Origin of the sequence: Ensifer sp. SL37 (assembly GCF_026672675.1) — a bacterium.
In the GTDB taxonomy this organism is placed as follows: domain Bacteria; phylum Pseudomonadota; class Alphaproteobacteria; order Rhizobiales; family Rhizobiaceae; genus Ensifer; species Ensifer adhaerens.
Window position 1 is genome coordinate 1,412,501 of the sequence record NZ_JAPPRN010000001.1, and the last position, 17,053, is coordinate 1,429,553.

The 17,053-nt window shown below is 60.2% G+C and carries 8 protein-coding genes, 1 tRNA gene, 2 rRNA genes and 1 pseudogene (1 of these 12 only partly in view); 7 read left to right on the forward strand and 5 right to left on the reverse strand.

What is annotated here, in order from left to right; all coding sequences use genetic code 11:
- The 3 genes from OVA00_RS06400 to OVA00_RS06410 form a co-directional block, all read left to right on the forward strand.
- A 23S ribosomal RNA gene (locus OVA00_RS06400) occupies positions 1–2,423 on the forward strand; it begins 373 nt to the left of the window's first position.
- Between the two features lie 144 nt (positions 2,424–2,567).
- Positions 2,568–2,682, forward strand: a 5S ribosomal RNA gene (gene rrf / locus OVA00_RS06405).
- Between the two features lie 187 nt (positions 2,683–2,869).
- A tRNA-Met gene (locus OVA00_RS06410) sits at positions 2,870–2,946 on the forward strand.
- 229 nt (positions 2,947–3,175) lie between these two features.
- Here the strand turns inward: OVA00_RS06410 and OVA00_RS06415 are convergent.
- The 3 genes from OVA00_RS06415 to OVA00_RS06425 all read right to left on the reverse strand — a co-directional run bounded on the left by OVA00_RS06415 (position 3,176) and on the right by OVA00_RS06425 (position 10,531).
- Positions 3,176–5,221: a PAS domain S-box protein gene (locus tag OVA00_RS06415; protein ID WP_162741151.1), complete on the reverse strand. Its 2,046-nt coding sequence runs from the start codon at positions 5,219–5,221 to the stop codon at positions 3,176–3,178.
- Between the two features lie 158 nt (positions 5,222–5,379).
- The gene (locus OVA00_RS06420; RefSeq protein WP_442780465.1) at positions 5,380–9,012 is read right to left on the reverse strand and encodes a response regulator; all 3,633 of its coding nucleotides are present in this window, start codon (positions 9,010–9,012) and stop codon (positions 5,380–5,382) included.
- A 253-nt stretch (positions 9,013–9,265) separates the two neighbouring features.
- Entirely contained in the window at positions 9,266–10,531 is a 1,266-nt protein-coding gene (locus OVA00_RS06425) for an MFS transporter (RefSeq protein WP_268088371.1), read from the reverse strand.
- A gap of 95 nt (positions 10,532–10,626) precedes the next feature.
- Here OVA00_RS06425 and OVA00_RS06430 point away from each other — a divergent pair, with 95 nt between their 5' ends.
- The 3 genes and pseudogenes from OVA00_RS06430 to OVA00_RS06440 form a co-directional block, all read left to right on the forward strand.
- Positions 10,627–11,076 carry a winged helix-turn-helix transcriptional regulator gene (locus tag OVA00_RS06430; protein ID WP_089045712.1) on the forward strand — a complete coding sequence of 150 codons (450 nt, stop codon included), beginning with the start codon at positions 10,627–10,629 and terminating at the stop codon, positions 11,074–11,076.
- Between the two features lie 115 nt (positions 11,077–11,191).
- Positions 11,192–12,376 carry a GGDEF domain-containing protein gene (locus OVA00_RS06435; RefSeq protein ID WP_268088372.1) on the forward strand — a complete coding sequence of 395 codons (1,185 nt, stop codon included), beginning with the start codon at positions 11,192–11,194 and terminating at the stop codon, positions 12,374–12,376.
- 256 nt (positions 12,377–12,632) lie between these two features.
- Positions 12,633–13,022: pseudogene (locus OVA00_RS06440) on the forward strand (MFS transporter); the annotation flags it as partial.
- Positions 13,023–13,031: 9 nt separating this feature from the next.
- Here OVA00_RS06440 and OVA00_RS06445 read toward each other — a convergent pair.
- The gene (locus tag OVA00_RS06445; protein WP_112976837.1) at positions 13,032–13,877 is read right to left on the reverse strand and encodes a sulfotransferase family protein; all 846 of its coding nucleotides are present in this window, start codon (positions 13,875–13,877) and stop codon (positions 13,032–13,034) included.
- A gap of 31 nt (positions 13,878–13,908) precedes the next feature.
- The gene (locus OVA00_RS06450; RefSeq protein WP_326494116.1) at positions 13,909–14,991 is read right to left on the reverse strand and encodes a glycosyltransferase family 4 protein; all 1,083 of its coding nucleotides are present in this window, start codon (positions 14,989–14,991) and stop codon (positions 13,909–13,911) included.
- A 393-nt stretch (positions 14,992–15,384) separates the two neighbouring features.
- Here OVA00_RS06450 and OVA00_RS06455 point away from each other — a divergent pair, with 393 nt between their 5' ends.
- Positions 15,385–16,845 (forward strand): pectate lyase family protein, encoded by a 1,461-nt coding sequence (locus tag OVA00_RS06455; protein ID WP_268088374.1) that lies wholly within the window; start codon positions 15,385–15,387, stop codon positions 16,843–16,845.
- Positions 16,846–17,053: the final 208 nt, after the last annotated feature.

Genomic DNA, 17,053 nt, shown 5'->3' on the forward strand with positions numbered 1-17,053 from the left:
GATAGCCCCTTACACGTAGAACACTCATTGTCCTTGAGTAAGGCGGGACACGTGAAATCCTGTCTGAACATGGGGAGACCACTCTCCAAGCCTAAGTACTCGTGCATGACCGATAGCGAACAAGTACCGTGAGGGAAAGGTGAAAAGCACCCCGACAAGGGGAGTGAAATAGAACCTGAAACCGGATGCCTACAAACAGTTGGAGCCCGCAAGGGTGACAGCGTACCTTTTGTATAATGGGTCAACGACTTAGTGTGACGAGCAAGCTTAAGCCGATAGGTGAAGGCGCAGCGAAAGCGAGTCTGAACAGGGCGTTCAGTTCGTCGCATTAGACCCGAAACCGAGTGATCTAGCCATGAGCAGGTTGAAGGTTGGGTAACACCAACTGGAGGACCGAACCCGCATCTGTTGCAATAGATTGGGATGACTTGTGGTTAGGGGTGAAAGGCCAATCAAACTCGGAAATAGCTGGTTCTCCGCGAAAACTATTTAGGTAGTGCGTCGACCGAATACCCTCGGGGGTAGAGCACTGGATGGGCTATGGGGACTCACCGTCTTACTGATCCTAACCAAACTCCGAATACCGAGGAGTACTAGTCGGCAGACACACGGCGGGTGCTAACGTCCGTCGTGAAAAGGGCAACAACCCTGACCTCCAGCTAAGGTCCCCAAGTCATGGCTAAGTGGGAAAGGATGTGAGGATCCCAAAACAACCAGGATGTTGGCTTAGAAGCAGCCATCATTTAAAGAAAGCGTAACAGCTCACTGGTCTAAATAAGGGTCTTTGCGCCGAAAATGTAACGGGGCTAAAGCCATGCACCGAAGCTGAGGATACGTCGCAAGACGTGTGGTAGCGGAGCGTTCCGTAAGCCTGTGAAGGGATACCCGTGAGGGGTCCTGGAGGTATCGGAAGTGCGAATGTTGACATGAGTAACGATAAAGAGGGTGAGAGACCCTCTCGCCGAAAGACCAAGGGTTCCTGCTTAAAGTTAATCTGAGCAGGGTTAGCCGGCCCCTAAGACGAGGCGGACACGCGTAGTCGATGGGAACCACGTTAATATTCGTGGGCCTGGTGGTAGTGACGGATCGCTTAACTTGTTCACACTTATTGGATTGTGTGGGCGGGGACGCGGTTCCAGGAAATAGCTCCACCGTATAGACCGTACCCGAAACCGACACAGGTGGTCAGGTAGAGTATACCAAGGCGCTTGAGAGAACTATGCTGAAGGAACTCGGCAAATTGCACGCGTAACTTCGGAAGAAGCGTGACCCCAAGGGACGCAAGTCTGTTGGGGTGGCACAGACCAGGGGGTAGCGACTGTTTATCAAAAACACAGGGCTCTGCGAAGTCGCAAGACGACGTATAGGGTCTGACGCCTGCCCGGTGCTGGAAGGTTAAGAGGAGGGGTGCAAGCTCTGAATCGAAGCCCCAGTAAACGGCGGCCGTAACTATAACGGTCCTAAGGTAGCGAAATTCCTTGTCGGGTAAGTTCCGACCTGCACGAATGGCGTAACGACTTCCCCGCTGTCTCCAGCATAGACTCAGTGAAATTGAATTCCCCGTGAAGATGCGGGGTTCCTGCGGTCAGACGGAAAGACCCCGTGCACCTTTACTATAGCTTTACACTGGCATTCGTGTCGGCATGTGTAGGATAGGTGGTAGGCTTTGAAGCAGGGACGCCAGTTCTTGTGGAGCCATCCTTGAAATACCACCCTTATCGTCATGGATGTCTAACCGCGGTCCGTTATCCGGATCCGGGACAGTGTATGGTGGGTAGTTTGACTGGGGCGGTCGCCTCCGAAAGAGTAACGGAGGCGCGCGATGGTGGGCTCAGACCGGTCGGAAATCGGTCGTCGAGTGCAATGGCATAAGCCCGCCTGACTGCGAGACTGACAAGTCGAGCAGAGACGAAAGTCGGTCATAGTGATCCGGTGGTCCCGCGTGGAAGGGCCATCGCTCAACGGATAAAAGGTACGCCGGGGATAACAGGCTGATGACCCCCAAGAGTCCATATCGACGGGGTTGTTTGGCACCTCGATGTCGGCTCATCGCATCCTGGGGCTGGAGCAGGTCCCAAGGGTTTGGCTGTTCGCCAATTAAAGCGGTACGTGAGCTGGGTTCAGAACGTCGTGAGACAGTTCGGTCCCTATCTGCCGTGGGTGTAGGAATATTGACAGGATCTGTCCCTAGTACGAGAGGACCGGGATGGACATATCTCTGGTGGACCTGTTGTCCTGCCAAGGGCATAGCAGGGTAGCTATATATGGAATGGATAACCGCTGAAGGCATCTAAGCGGGAAACCAACCTGAAAACGAGTATTCCCTTGAGAACCGTGGAAGACGACCACGTTGATAGGCTGGGTGTGGAAGTGCGGCAACGCATGAAGCTTACCAGTACTAATCGTTCGATTGGCTTGATCGTTCCCATTGCTCATGCTCATCTTCAGATGAGCGACGTGTTCAAAACAAAACGAGTGAAGGCGATAAACCGCAAGCGGTTTACGCCGACCTCACCAGCTTCTCATCCGGTTTGCGTCCGCTAGACGCAAATCTTGCGCTTTGCCGACCTGGTGGTTCTGGCGGGGTGGCTGCACCCGTTCCCATTCCGAACACGGCCGTGAAACGCCCCAGCGCCGATGGTACTTCGTCTTAAGACGCGGGAGAGTAGGTCGCTGCCAGGTCTGCAAAGCGCAAGAAAATCCGGAAAACAAAGATCACCTTCTCTTCATGCCTCGGCCCAGCCGAAACACGGGCCGCCACCAAGCGGCCCTTTTGTTTTGCTAAGCTCGGAACAGACAAACAACGGGATTTTGCCTCCGGCAAAACCCGGAATAAGCGGATAAACCGCAAAGCGGTTTACCGCGATGGCGCGGGGTGGAGCAGCCCGGTAGCTCGTCAGGCTCATAACCTGAAGGCCGCAGGTTCAAATCCTGCCCCCGCAACCAAATCAAAAAAAGCCCGCATGGAGAAATCCAGCGGGCTTTTTGACGTTTAAACGGCAGGGAAAAGAACCCAGACGGGCGCAAGCGGGCAGACCAGGCAACGGTCAAAGAGCCGATCAGACCCGTAAGGATCGCATTCAGCGCAAACGCACGCTCCAGTGGGACATAATGGCCGCAAGCCGGGAGGACGTGCACACGGCCATCGATCGCGGCTGCGGCCTGTGAGGCGCCCTCACTCCGGCGGCTGCAGGCGATCCTTGGGGACGATCAGGCGTATGATCAGGCCTTGCGAGTGCCACTCGCGAAGAATTTCGCCGCCGAACTGTCTTTCGATCGTCAGTTTGGCGAGCTTGGTGCCGAAGCCCTCGGTCTCGGTCCGGGTTACCTGAGGCCCGCCCTGTTCGGTCCAATTGAGTTCCAAGGTTTCGCCGCGATCGATGCATTCGATGTCGAGGGAACCGGTGGCGGTCGAGAGGGCGCCGTACTTGGCGGCGTTGGTGGCGAACTCGTGCACGACCAGCGAAAAGCCGGTAATCGCGGCGCGCGAGATGCCAAGATCGCAGCCTCGCGTCGTGACCCGGCGAAGGCCCTGTGGCGTTTCGCCGTCATAGGGCGAGAGCAATGTCGAAAGTAGCGCCTGTAGGTTCGCTCGGCCTTCGCCTGCGCCGTCACGATCCGCCGTCGGCAAGGTGAGCACGTGTGCGCGCGCCAGCGACCCCAACCGCGCGACGACGGCAGACGCCAGCTCTTCGGCAGATGCGGCGGCCTTGGCGCTCAGCGACACGACGCTGCTTGAAACCATAAACAGGTTCTTCACCCGGTGCGCCATCTCCTGGATCAGCAGGTCCTTCTGCTGCTCGGCCTGCCGGCGCTCGCTGATGTCGCGGGCGATCTTTGAGGCGCCGATGACCACGCCGGCATTGTCGCGGATCGGCGAGATCCGCAGCGAGATCGGGATGAGCCCGCCATCCTTGCGCTGTCTGAAAGTTTCGAAGTGATCGACGCGCTGGCCGGCGCGAACCTTTGCCAGGATCTCCAGTTCTTCGCCGAGGCGATCCTCCGGGATCAGCAGCGTGACCGGGCTTCCGACCGCTTCTTCGACCGTATAGCCGTAGAGGCGCTCGGCGCCGATGTTCCAACTGGTGATGATGCCGTTCAAATCCATCGACAGGATCGCATCTTCGGAGGATTCGACGATTGCCGCCAGTTGCTGGGCGGCGCGTTCCGTCGTGCGACGCACCATCAGTTCATGTTCGGCCGCCTTGAGCAGATGGGCGTTGTCGATGGCGATCGCGGCATGCGCGGCGATCGAGGTAACGGCTGCCTCGGTCTCGGCGGTAAAGACGCCGGGCAGATCATGGCCAAAGAAGAGCCCGCCGTGAACATCACCGGACCGTGAGACCACGGGAACCGCGAGGTAGCTTACCACCGGCAGGTGCCCCTTCGGCATGCCGAAATGTGGTGCGGACTGTCCGTAGCGCGGGTCGGTTCGGATGTCGTCGGAGCGTACGATGCCGAGACCGCGAAAGGTAGGCTCGAATACGGCGGTGTTGCGGGGCAACTGGAATTTTTCGAAGGCCGCGCGCGGTACGCCTGAGAGGGTGTAGAGCGTGTAGCGCTCGCCGTCCGGGTCGGCGAGATTGTAGAAGAACGCGCCGAACTTCGCCCCGGCAAGCTCGGTGGCGGCGTCGGTCACCGTCTGAACTATGTGATCGAGATCAAGGTTGCTGGCGATCGCCTTGGCTATGCGGTCAACCGCCTGCAGACGGCGCTCCGCGGCCTTGCGCTGGGAGATGTCGAGGATGCTGACATAGGTGCGTTCGCAGCGTGCGCCTTCAAAGGTGACGGTGAAGACCACATCCAGCCGCCGCCCACGCAGCGTCTGCACGACGGCTTCACTGCCGAAGCGCCTGTGGCCCTGCCAGAGCGCCATCAGTTCTTCTAAGAAGATCGGCGCCGTTTCCGGCAGAAAAACGTTCGAGAGCGAACGCAGCAACTCGTCCTTCTCGGTGGCCTCGAACAGTTCCACGGTGAAAGGATTGACGTCGACGATACGCACCTGCGCGATCGCTTCGTCCAGGCGGTTGGGGTGAGCCTTCAGGTGGGCGCGCAGATCCTCGACGCCCTCCGAGCGAAGCTGATCCAGCAGATCGCAGACTCCGGAGAAGTCTTGCTCCCACACCGCGACGCCGGCGTTTTCGAAGATCTCGCGGAACCGCGCCTCGCTCTCGCGATACGGCTGTTCGGAGGCGTTCGCGCTACTATTGTCGACCAGCATATTGATCGCTCCCACGAACCCGAAGTGGAACCGCATCGGTGATGGCCACACGTTGCGAAACGCCGCCGCTGCTTTGCGGGGCGTTCTGAAAAGCTACCGCAAGCGAGCCGAAATGCAACGGTGTCCGAAGGAAAGAAGGCTCGATCAAGCGCGCTCCCTCAGTGCCGGAAACGAAGGATGGCCTTGGGCTCGGTGACGAGCAGGGCCGCGGCCTCGAGCAATTGTCGAGGGTTGAACGGCTTTGCCAGCAGAGCGGTGTCGGCAAAGCCCGGGGGCAGTGCCTCGCGACCGTAGCCGGATACGAAGACGAAGGGGACTTTCTTGTCGGCCAATGCAGTGGCGATCGCGTCAACCGGCTGGCCGCGCAAATTGGCGTCGAGCAGGGCGGCATCCAGCGCCATCTCGTCGATCAGGCGTAGCGCATCGCCGGGTGTCGCCGCCGGTCCGGCGACCTCAGCATCCTCATCCTCGAGAATCGCGGCAATTTCGAAGGCGATCAGCGCTTCATCCTCCACCACCAATATTCGCTTTCCCTTCAGCTTCGTCGACGCGGCCGGGGCATCGGCCGCCGGTGCTTCTCTCACAGGCTCCTCCAAGTTGGACAGGGTACTCGGCGGAACATGGGCTTCGAGCGGCAGCCGCACTTCCCAGCGCATGCCATCTGCCTCGGTCGTCAGGCGGGCGCTTCCGCCGCCGCCCGTCGCGACCTTCTCGATCAGGCTGGTGCCGAAGCCTGAACCGAGCGGCGTCTTGAGTGGTGGTCCGCCCTGTTCTGTCCAGTTGAGACAAAGCGCATTGTCGCTCACGCTCCAATCGATCGACACCGTTCCATTGCTTAAGGAAAGCGCACCGTGTTTTGCTGCGTTGGTCCCGAGTTCGTGCAGGACCATCGCCATATGCGTTGCCGTCTGCGCATCGAAACGCACGGGTGGTCCGGAGGTCGTGACTCGGCGCTCGTCGGCAGTTCCCCACAAGAGCTGATCGCGAATGATGTCGCCGAGGTCAGCCCCTTCCCAAGCCGTTCGGGTCAGAAGCGAGTGCATGCGCGACATTGACTGCAGGCGTCCGCTGAAGCTGGCGGCAAAGTCGGCGGGGTTCTTGGCCGAGCGCAACGTATGCTGGGCGATCGCCTGGACGGACGCGAGCATGTTCTTGACCCGATGGCTGAGCTCGCTGAGCAGACGTTTCCGGGTCTCTTCAGCCCGCTTGCGGTCGGTGATGTCACGCGCCGCACCGAACCACTCGGCGATGTCCCCGTTGCTGTCGAGCATCGGTATGGCGCGCGAATGGGTCCATCCAAGGCCGCCGTCGCGGCGAATGACCCGGTGCTCCATTTCAAAAGCGGCCTTGTTGTCGATGGCATCGCCGATGCGCGCGAGCATCAGCGTCTGGTCTTCAGGCGGAATGTAAGTTTCGAGCCAACTGTCGCTTGGCTCGTCGGTGTCGGCAACGAAGTCCTTGCCTTGCAGAAACCGCATCTCGTGCCAGTCGGGACCCATGCGGTAGACGATATCCGAACTCGCGGTGACCAGAGCACGGAAACGCTCTTCGCTCGCGCGCAGGGTCTCCGCGGCTTCCATGCGATACTGCGACATCTTCAGGTGCGCCTCGATCCGGGCCAAAAGCTCGCGTGCGCTGAAGGGCTTGATCAAGTAATCGTCCGCGCCCGCCTGCATGCCCTCGATACGGCTCTCCTCACCGGCTCGCGCCGACAGAACGATGACCGGCACGGTGTTGGTACGCGCGTCCGTGCGCAGGCGCCTGAGCAGTTCGATCCCATCGAAGCCTGGCATCATGATGTCCGTGAGGATCAGGTCCGGCTTTTGCGACCCGACGGCGGCGAGCGCGTCTTCGCCGTTGCCAACGATCTTGAGATCGTATTGCGCGCCGAGAAGGCGGCGTAGGTAGTCGCGCATATCGGCGTTGTCATCGACGACCAGCAGGGTTCGGCGGCTGCCGTTTCGTTTTTCCGGCGGATGCGGCGCCGGGTCGACCTCAGGCAGACCCGCATCCGAGGACGGATGATCTGGCAGCCATCGCAGCGCCTCCTCCACGAACGGCGCGGCGCCGACGGTCGTCGACGAGCGATCCTCGCCATTGCCGTTGCGGTGATGCGCAGGAGCGCGACTGCCTTTGGGGATTGTCACGCTAATGGTCGTGCCTTCGTCGAGGCGACTTTCGGCCGAGACCGTTCCATCATGAAGTTTCACCAATTCCTGGACGAAGGCGAGCCCGATGCCTGAGCCCTCCTGGCTGCGACCCCTTGCGCCTTCGACGCGATGGAAGCGCTCGAAAAGGCGGGGCATCTCGTTGGCAGGAATGCCGATGCCGGTATCGCGGACCGTCAGGACGAAATTGTCGCCATCGTCCGCGAGTTTGACGGCGACATCGCCCCTGAGCGTGAATTTAAGGGCATTGGAGAGCAGGTTGAGGACGATTTTCTCCCACATCTCGCGATCGACATAGGCCGGTTCTGGCAGCGTCGGCGTATCGACGGTCAGGTTCAGCCCGGCCATTTCCATCGCCGATCGAAAGGCGCTGGCAAGCTCTGCCGTCGTCGTTGCAAGGTTCGTCGGCTCGAAGCGTGCTTGGAGGCGCCCGGCTTCGATGCGCGAGAATTCAAGCAACATGTTGACCAGCTTGAGCAGGCGCAGCGAGTTGCGATGGGCAATGAGCAGACGGTCGTGATCGTCCGGACGCTCTCCGCTACGGGCCAGCAGGTCCTCGATGTGACCGAGCATCAGCGTGATCGGCGTACGGAACTCATGGCTGACATTGGAAAAGAAGACGGTTTTCGCCCGGTCTATCTCCGCGAGTGCCTCGGAACGTTTACGCTCGTCCTCATAGGACTGGGCATTGGCGATGGCGCTGGCGATCTGCGCTCGCATGAGATGCAAGAAATCGTGGTAGTGCTCGTCGAGCTTCAGGCGAGGATTGATGCCGACCACGAGAAAACCGGCGGCATCGCGGGCATTGGCCGCGGGCAACGGAAGCACGGCCGCCGTATGCGGCAGGTTGGGATGGTTTTTGCTCGCGGAGGCCGGGAAACGGCGTCCGAGATCATCGACAAGGCTGGGTTTCAGGTCGGCACCGAAATGCCAACCTGCAGAACTGTCCTTTAGCGCCAACTCTACCTCTGCCGGGCACAGCGCGTGATTCGGCTTAAGGCCTGCCAATCCGGAAAGCCTTGCTCGTTTGCGGCCGGGCTCCACGAGGTAGAGAAGCGCGAAGGGCACGTCTCGTTCGTGCTTCTTGAATGTTTCCGTTGCGATCGCGCAGGCCTCGTCGGGCGATCGTGCATCGCCCGAGCGAGAAGCAAGATCCCGAAGGACGACGATACGGCGCTCGCCGATCACCTTCTCGGTAATTTCGGTCACAGTGGCGAGCACGCCGCCGATCCCGTTTTCTGCGGTTTCGTCCGGCACGGGGCTGTAGGCGATGGTGAAATGGGTTTCTTCCAGGAAGCCGTGCCGATTGATTTCGAGCTCGATGTCATCGTTCCAGGTGGCAGGACCGCCATTGAAGGGCGTGTCGATCAGCGGCTTCAGGACATGCCAGATCTCGCTCCAGCATTCGCTGACCGGTTTGCCGAGTGCCCAGGGGTGTTTGGCGCCGAGCACAGGGCGATAGGCCTCGTTGTAGATCGAGACATACTGTGGCCCCCACCACAGCAGGAGCGGAAACCGGTTGCGCAGGAGGAAGGGGATCATAATCTTCAGCGTCGGCGACCAATTCTCCATCGGTCCGAGAGGGGTCGGCGACCAGTCAAAGTTGTCGATCAACGACCGCATCTCGTCGTGAGATGCCGGCCACACATTTCCCTTGGCTACTACATCGCTGTCGGACGTGTTTTCGGCGTCTGACATTGCGTTGATCCCCGATAGATGACGCTCAAGCAACCTAAACGCCCGGTTTGGGGAAGGGTTCCGTGCGGTCGGCGCGTATGATGTCGAGACGTCTGGCAAAGCGGGGGAGGGCTGGCGGGCCAAAAGCATGACCGCCTCCCGCCGAGGGCGGCCATGCGTAGTGCGCGTGGTGGCGAAGCTAGCCGTTCAGCATCGCGCCGCCTCGCGGACCTGCGGGTTTCGTTATCAACCAGAACAGCAGGGTTATGAGGCTGAGTGCCGCTCCCATCAGGCAGACGCCATGCCATCCCCCATAGGCATAGGCGATGGTAGAAAAGGAAGATCCGAGCCCACTGCCGAGCGAATAAAAGAGCATGTAGGCGGCGGTGAGCCGGTTCTGGGCTTCCGGACGGACGCGATAGATCAGTGCCTGGTTCGTCACGTGCACCGCCTGAAGGCCGAAGTCGAGGACGAGGACGCCGGCAACGAGCCACAGGAGCGATTGGTCCAGCAGCGCAATCGGCAACCACGCGGCGAGCATCAACGCCAGCGAGATACCGGTCGTGCGCTGACCGAATCCGAGATCGGCCCAGTGTCCGGCGCGAGAGGCAGCAAGTGCTCCGGCAATCCCTGCCAGGCCAAAGAGGCCGACCTGGGTATGCGACAGTGAAAAGGGCGGCACGCTCAGCGGCAGGACAAGCGGGGTGAGCAGCGTCGTCACATTGGCGAAGATCAGCATTGCGATGATGCCACGGACGCGCAGAACCGGCTCCTGGGCGATTAGCGTGAAGGTGGAGGCGACGAGGCGGAGATAGCGGAGCTTGCTCGTTTCCCGCTGCTGATCCGGCAGCAGCTTGTAAAGCAACAGAGCGATCAAAAAGGTGAGCGCAGAGGATACAATATAGACCGCCCGCCAGCCGGCCAGATCGGTCAGAAATCCGGCGACGGCGCGAGCCGAAAGAATGCCGATGACGATGCCGCTGGTGACAAATCCGACCACCCGACCCCGTTCCGCCTGATGAGAGAGGCTGGCCGCATAGGCCACCAGCGCCTGCGTGAGGACAGCAAGCATGCCAACTGCGGCGATGGAGACCATGAGCATTTCGACGGTGGCTGAAAGGGCGACGAAGCCAAGGGCTGCGACCGACAGCAGCGACTGAAAGATGATGATCTTGCGGCGATCGAAAATGTCTCCGAGGGGGACAAGCAGGATCAGGCCGAGCGCGTAGCCGAGCTGGGTCGCGCCGACGATCAGGCCGGCGCGGGTTTCCGACAGATGGAGATCGGCGGCCATCACGTCGAGCAAGGGGTGGGCGAAATAGGCGTTGGCGACCGCGAGGCCGGCGGCGAAGGCAAAGAGCGTCATCATCGGACGCGTCAGCCGCGATGCCGGGCGGGCGCTGGCGACCGGGCACGGGACATCGTTCGCAGCGCCGGCCGGCGCCGCAGCAATTTTACCATCCATTGGACGTATTCCTTGTTATGGTTTAATAATGAAACCAAGGAATGGATATCATTTTGGTTTCATAATGCAACCAAAAATCCAAATGGAGATCATGCATGGTGGCCCGCAGACGGCTGAAGGAAGACTATTGCCCCAGCGCGCGATCACTGGATGCGATCGGTGACTGGTGGTCGCTGCTGATCGTGCGCGATGCGTTCGATGACGTCCGCCGCTTCAGCGATTTTCAGAAGAGCCTTGGCATTGCCAAGAACATCTTGACGGACCGCCTGAGAACGCTTGTCGAGCGCGGCATTCTCGAAACGGTTCCGGCAGGCGAGGCGAAAACGAGGGTCGAGTACCAGTTGACGGCGAAGGGCCGCGACCTCTTTCCGGTCATGGTCGCCTTGCGGCAGTTCGGCGAAAGGCACTTGTTCCAGCCCGGCGAGGAGCATTCTTTGCTGGTCGAGAAGGAAACGGGCCTGCCGGTTAAGCTCGATATCCGCACGCAGGATGGCCGGCCGATCGATGCGGCAGGGACGGTGCTGATCAAGGTTCCCGAGGCGTGACGTCGCTTCAGGCCGGCCCGCGCGCCCCGGGCAGTGAACCGTTCTAACTTTAGACGAATATTCAGCTTTCTCTGTTAGTCTGTAGCGAGTCTTTCCGCTGTTCGGGAAATAGGCGATGGGCGTTGTGACGCTAGACCAGGTAGAAGGCCAGATCGCGCGGGGCTTTCGCTATCTGCATTTTTCGCCCGAAATAGAAGAGCTCGTCCGCAAGGACTATGCGGCAGAGCGCGTGCGGCTCGCCGCAATCTGGGGCGTGATCGGTATCTTTATCTACGATCTCGTCTATTTCGGCGACCACACCATGTTGCCGGATGTCTTCACCGGGTTGTTCACCGTTCGCTTCCTGGTGTTCACGCCCTTCGTTATCGCCTGCATCCTGGCGGTGCGGCGCTGGCCGGATGCCCGTCTTTACGATGTCCTGGCGGTGGCGATCGCGGTGCTGGGCGTGACCCTGCCCATGGCCGTGGCCACGCAGAGCGCCAGCCCTTACCTTTTCGTCTACCAGAACGGCAATTCCGCTGCCTTCCTGTTCTTCGTCATCGCGCTCCGGCCGCGTTTCTTTGCCGTTCTTGCGGGGCTTGCGCTGATGTGCGGGTCGCACTTCACCACGACGCACCTGACCGGCGCCTTCGACGACGTAACCTATTCCGGCATCATCACCTTCTATCTGACGCTGTCGATCTTCCTGGCGGTGAGTGCCTATTTTCTGGAACAGAAGGACCGGCAGAATTTTCTCAATCAGTTGAGGGGCAGCCTCCTTTGCCAGCAACTCGAACGCAACGCCGAACGGGATGAACTGACGGGGCTATTGAACCGCCGGTCGCTGGCGCGGATCGGCGGCATGCTGTGGAACGAAGCGTCGGGGGAGACCGCAATTTCGGCGATTCTGCTCGATATCGATCACTTCAAGCGGTTCAACGACGTTCATGGCCACATTGAAGGTGACGCCTGCATCCGCGCAGTCTCGCAGTGCATCCGCGCCGCCGTCGACGAGGCCGCCTTCGTCTTCCGTTTCGGCGGCGAGGAGATACTGGTGCTGGCGCCCGGACGGGAGCCGCTGCAGGCTTTGGCGATGGCAGAGAGGATCAGGTCTGCAATCGAAGGGCTGCGCATACCGCATCGCGGCCTGACCGATGGCTGCGTGACCGCGAGCCTCGGGACAGCGTCGGCGATCGCCGCGGATACGACGCTTGAGCGACTGCTGCAGAAAGCAGACGACGCGCTTTATGAAGCCAAGCGCATGGGTAGGAATACGGTCGTGCTGGCCACGGACGCAGAGCCCGACGCGCAGGTTGCCTAAGCGGCAGCGGAGCCGGGAAAAGTACGGCCTCCCGGCCTCCAAATCAGCGAAAGGACCGGGGTGCCCTTCCATCAACATGGGACGGCGATGACCCGATCGGTCGAGCGTCGAATTCTCCATGATTTGGTTCGGCGGGCCACGGGCGATGAGCCGGCCGGTGCCCGGCGCTGGGCACCGGGATAGCGGGCCACAGAGCCAAGCGCAATAGTGGAGTTCAAATCTCATGTTATAGGCGTGCGCGGAGATAGGGATTGCGGCGCCAGCGGTGAGAAGGCTCGGCGAACGCGCGACGATCCTGACAGGTCTTGCCGGCGCGTGCGTTGGCTTGGTCGTCATGGCATTTGCGACGGAAGGCTGGATGATCTTCGCCATCATGCCGGTATTCGTTCTTGGCGGCATCGGCGCGCCGGCCTTGCAGTCCTTTGCAACCCGACAGGTCGATGAGACCCAGCAAGGCCAGTTTCAGGGCGTGCTGGCGTCGGCGGTAAGCCTGGCATCGATTGTCAGTCCGCTCGCATTCTCGAGCTTCTATTTCGTCTTCAGGCAGGAATGGCCAGGCGCCATCTGGCTGTCGGTCGTCGCCGTCTATCTGGTGGCCGTACCGCTCGCTCTCAGTCTGCGATTTGGGCGGCGCGCCGAGGGCTAGGCGCCTGCATCAGGCCGCTGGTCGCGCGCTACCGGCGGCCGCCTGCAGCCAGCCTGAAAGGTCCTGCTTCAGAAGCGCGCCGAGCCTTTCGGTTTCCGGCGCGTAGAATTCGACCAGCCGGTTGCGCAGGTCCGTCGGCAGCGGCACATAGTCGAGTTCGCGGGCGACCATCGAGCGCAGGCCCTTCACGATGGGGTTGCTGCGGAACGGTGCCGCGATCGGCTTTAGCGGCTGAAGAAGTCGGCGCAGCTTCGGCGGCACGACAGGCACCGTCTTGTCCTTGACTTTGTTGACGACCGGATAAAGCGGCGAGGACAGCTGCAGAAAGCCTCTGACCGCGTCGAGATGCGCCTGCGGGTTCTGGCGCATATGCTCATAGAGGAGAACCTGCAGGTTTTCGGCTGGAAACAGATCGAGATAGGCTTCGAGCTGGCGGCAATAGAGACCGCCGACCAGGAAACGTCCTCCCTTTGCCTGGCGTGGATCGAGATACCGGGTGATGTCGGTGCCGACTTCCCCGCGGCGATAAAGCATGCAGTAGTCGGAATAGGCGCGGTCGACGGGATTGCGCAGCTGCGCGATCAGCCGTGCGCGCGGCAGCGCCTTCTTGATGCGGGCAGCTGCTTCCGGCTCGTCGAGGTAGGAATTGGATTTCTCGCCGACGATGGTCTGTTCAGGTTTGGGCTCGAACTGCCCAAGATACCAGCCGTCGCCCTTTTCGAAGTTGCGGCTGAAGAAGTGGAGCTCGGGATCCGGCATGTAGACGGAAGGGTTCTGCTGCAGCGACTGCTGTAGCCAGGTGGTCGCGCTCTTGGCGGCGCCGATGATCAGGAAATCGATATCCGAGAGCTGCATGTCGTTCTCTTTCTTTCCGCTGTCGGTGTGCTCAGTGCGCGGCGTGTGCCGAGATGTCGGACGGCCGTCTTCCGAGAATTCGCTGATAAATGCTGACGATGCCGTCGACATGGGGCTTGATGCCATAGGCGGCGAGCGTCGATGTGCGTGCCGTTTCGCTGATGCGCTGCCACTCGTTACGGTCTTTCAGCAGGCGCTCCATCGGGGCGACGAAAGCCTCTGGGTTTTCCGGCTCGACGAGAAAACCGGTCACGTCGTTCTCGATCGCTTCGGGATTTCCGCCGTGATTGGTGGCGACGACCGGGGTGCCGTACATCATGGCTTCGATGAGCGTTCTGCCGAACGGCTCGCTCATAGCCGGCACGAGGAGAATGTCGACGGCGCACATATAGGGCGCGACCGGATGGCGAAATCCCATGAGGTGAATCTTGTCGGCGATCCCGAGCGCGCGCGCGCGTTCTGCTGTCTCAAGGTCGAGCCGCGGCCCTGCCTGTTCGGGTGCGCCGAAAAGCAGGCCGGCTATCGGGAAATCCGGATTGCTGCGGTGAAAGGCGTGCACCGCCTCGACGAAACGGAGAGGGCGCTTGCGTTCGTTGAGAAGCCCGAAGTAGCCGACGAACCGCGTCTCCTCCGGCAGGCCGAGTTCGCGCACCAGCGCGAGCCTGCTTTCCTCCCGATCGGGGACCTGATCCGGATGCCGGAAGGGGCTGTGCAGTACCGAGATACGCCCCTCAAGCGGGAGCAACGGCTTTGCCGGCTGCGCAAATCGCGAAACCGTGACCACGTGCTTGGCAAGAAGCGGCGCAAGCATGTTGACCGCCCGGGCGCGGGGGTCGCCACGGTGGTGCCACAGAAGTTTGGCGCCGGCCAAGTAAGTTGGAAGCGCCCAGGTGGTATGGATCGCGCCGTCGTTGGTGTGCACGATGTCGATCTTGTGCCGTCTCAGGAGTTTGATGATCTTCACAATCGAGATCGGATAGCGCAGCGCCGAGAAGGATTGCGTCGCGAAAGGACGATCCCGTTGCGGCGAGAGGATGTCGATGTCCTCGATCGTGACATAGTCGATCTTGTTTTCGTCCAGATATCTGGAAAGCGCCCTGCGCGGATGATGCACGAAGACGATGGGGTTTATCCGGTCCCTATCAAACGACGATATGAGGTTGAGCGCGGAAATATGGCTCCCCCCGATATCATCACCCGAAAATGGAAATCCGACGGTAATGGCTTTTTGAGACACGAAACGAGGTCCCGAAAGTAAACTAAATATCGCAAGACTGTAGCACCGTCTCAATGCTACTTCGAGAGGTCAAAAGCGCGAGTTATATACCTAATTCGGGTGATGCAAATAAATCGAATTGACGAACTATAACAAAAGTGGAAAGCTTCGCCCCGAATTGCGCGAAAAATATTCTTTTGATTGACGATATAGGGCGGAATGAATTGCCCTGCACGAGCGTTTTCAAGCTTCTGGAGCGGGGCCTCGCCAAAAGGCTTTGGGAGTAACTATATGCCGATTGAAATTTTCATGCCGCGCACATCGCCAGGTGCGCCGCAGCCGGCCGGCCATTTCGGTTCTCGGTCTTTCCAGCAACAGACTCGACGCGCAAAGGCTTTTCAGCATGGTGCGCGCACGCTTGCCCTGCTTTCCGCCTTCTTGGGTGTCGCGGCTTCCGCCAGCGAGCCACAGATGGTCGCGTTTCCCGGTGCCGAAGGGCACGGCAAGATGGCGCAGGGCGGCCGCGGCGGCCGCATCATCCAGGTGACGAGCCTTGAGGATTCTGGCCCGGGCACGCTGCGCGAATGCATCGAGGCGACTGGAGCTCGAAATTGCGTGTTTCGCGTGTCCGGCATCATCCGGCTCAAATCCTCGCTCGTGATCGGTGATGATGGCAACTCGGTCTCGATCCTCGGGCAGACAGCGCCGGGCGGTGGCATTTTGCTGACCATCGACCAGACGAATGACGAACTAAGGCATACCCCGCTTGTTGCCAAACAGACGCACGACGTGATCGTCCGGCATCTGCGCATTCGGCCGCGGCTGCCGAACTCCGTCAAAAACGTCCACGCGGCGGTGATCGAAAACAGCCAGCGCGTCTATTTCGACCATACGTCGATGTCCTGGGCGACCGACGAGAACGTCAGCACCTATTCCAACACGACCGACATCACCATCGCGAATTCGATCTTTGCCGAGGGGCTGAACAAGCACAGCAAGTGCACCCTTCTCGGCGCCGATCCCAGAGTCCCGCAGAACATTACCTTCTGGCGGAACGCCTGCATTTCCAACAATGACCGGAACCCCGACAACAACCACTACGGAAAATCCTGCATCGAGATTGTCAACAACGTGTTCTTCAATGCACGTTCCGAGTGGGGCGAGGTGTTCTCGCAGTATCCGGGCGGCACGCCGATTTCCTACGTCGGCAACTACTTCAAGGCGGGTCCGAGCACGGTCGAGAAAACCTACGCAATCAAATGGCAGAACGTCGAAAGCGCCGGCCAGCCTCAGATCTACGAGAGCGGCAATGTGTTGTGGGCGCCGCCATCCAAGTCGCTTCAATTGCTTTCGCCGGGAACAGACCAATTCGTGGTGAACCGTCCGCCTTGCCCCTTGGCGGTTGATACGCTCCTTGCAGCCGGTGAGGCATATGAAGAGGTTCGTGGCCAGTCCGGTGCGTTTCCCCGCGACGATCTCGATGTCGCCTGGATCAAGGATATGGGTGCACAAGGCGAGAGGGGAGCAGGGCGCATGGTGGTTGCGCCTGGCGAGATCCCCGCGATTAGAGAGGCACATGCGTATGGCGACGAGGACTTCGATGGAATGGCCGATAGCGTGGAGGAAAAATTTGGCGGCGTCGTCGGCGTGAATGACGCCTGGGAGCCTGCCTCGACCGATGGGAGCATGCGCTTCGATCAATTCATGGAATGGTTGTCGCAGGAGCGGATTGCCGGTCGCTACCCGAAGTAGAGGTGGCCCACGGGTTCTCTTCTGCGGCGGCCCGGAAGTGCCCGAGAATGTCTGTCAACCGTGCAGGTCAAATCGTTCCGTGGTTCGATAGCAACCAACTATTGCTCTTCCGGACGTCGTATAATATAGTTTTCTAAATTTGAATGTTATTTCTATGTCAGTATTTTACCTGCGTGGCGTTGTCGATTGCCGCGCGGTTTATGTGCGG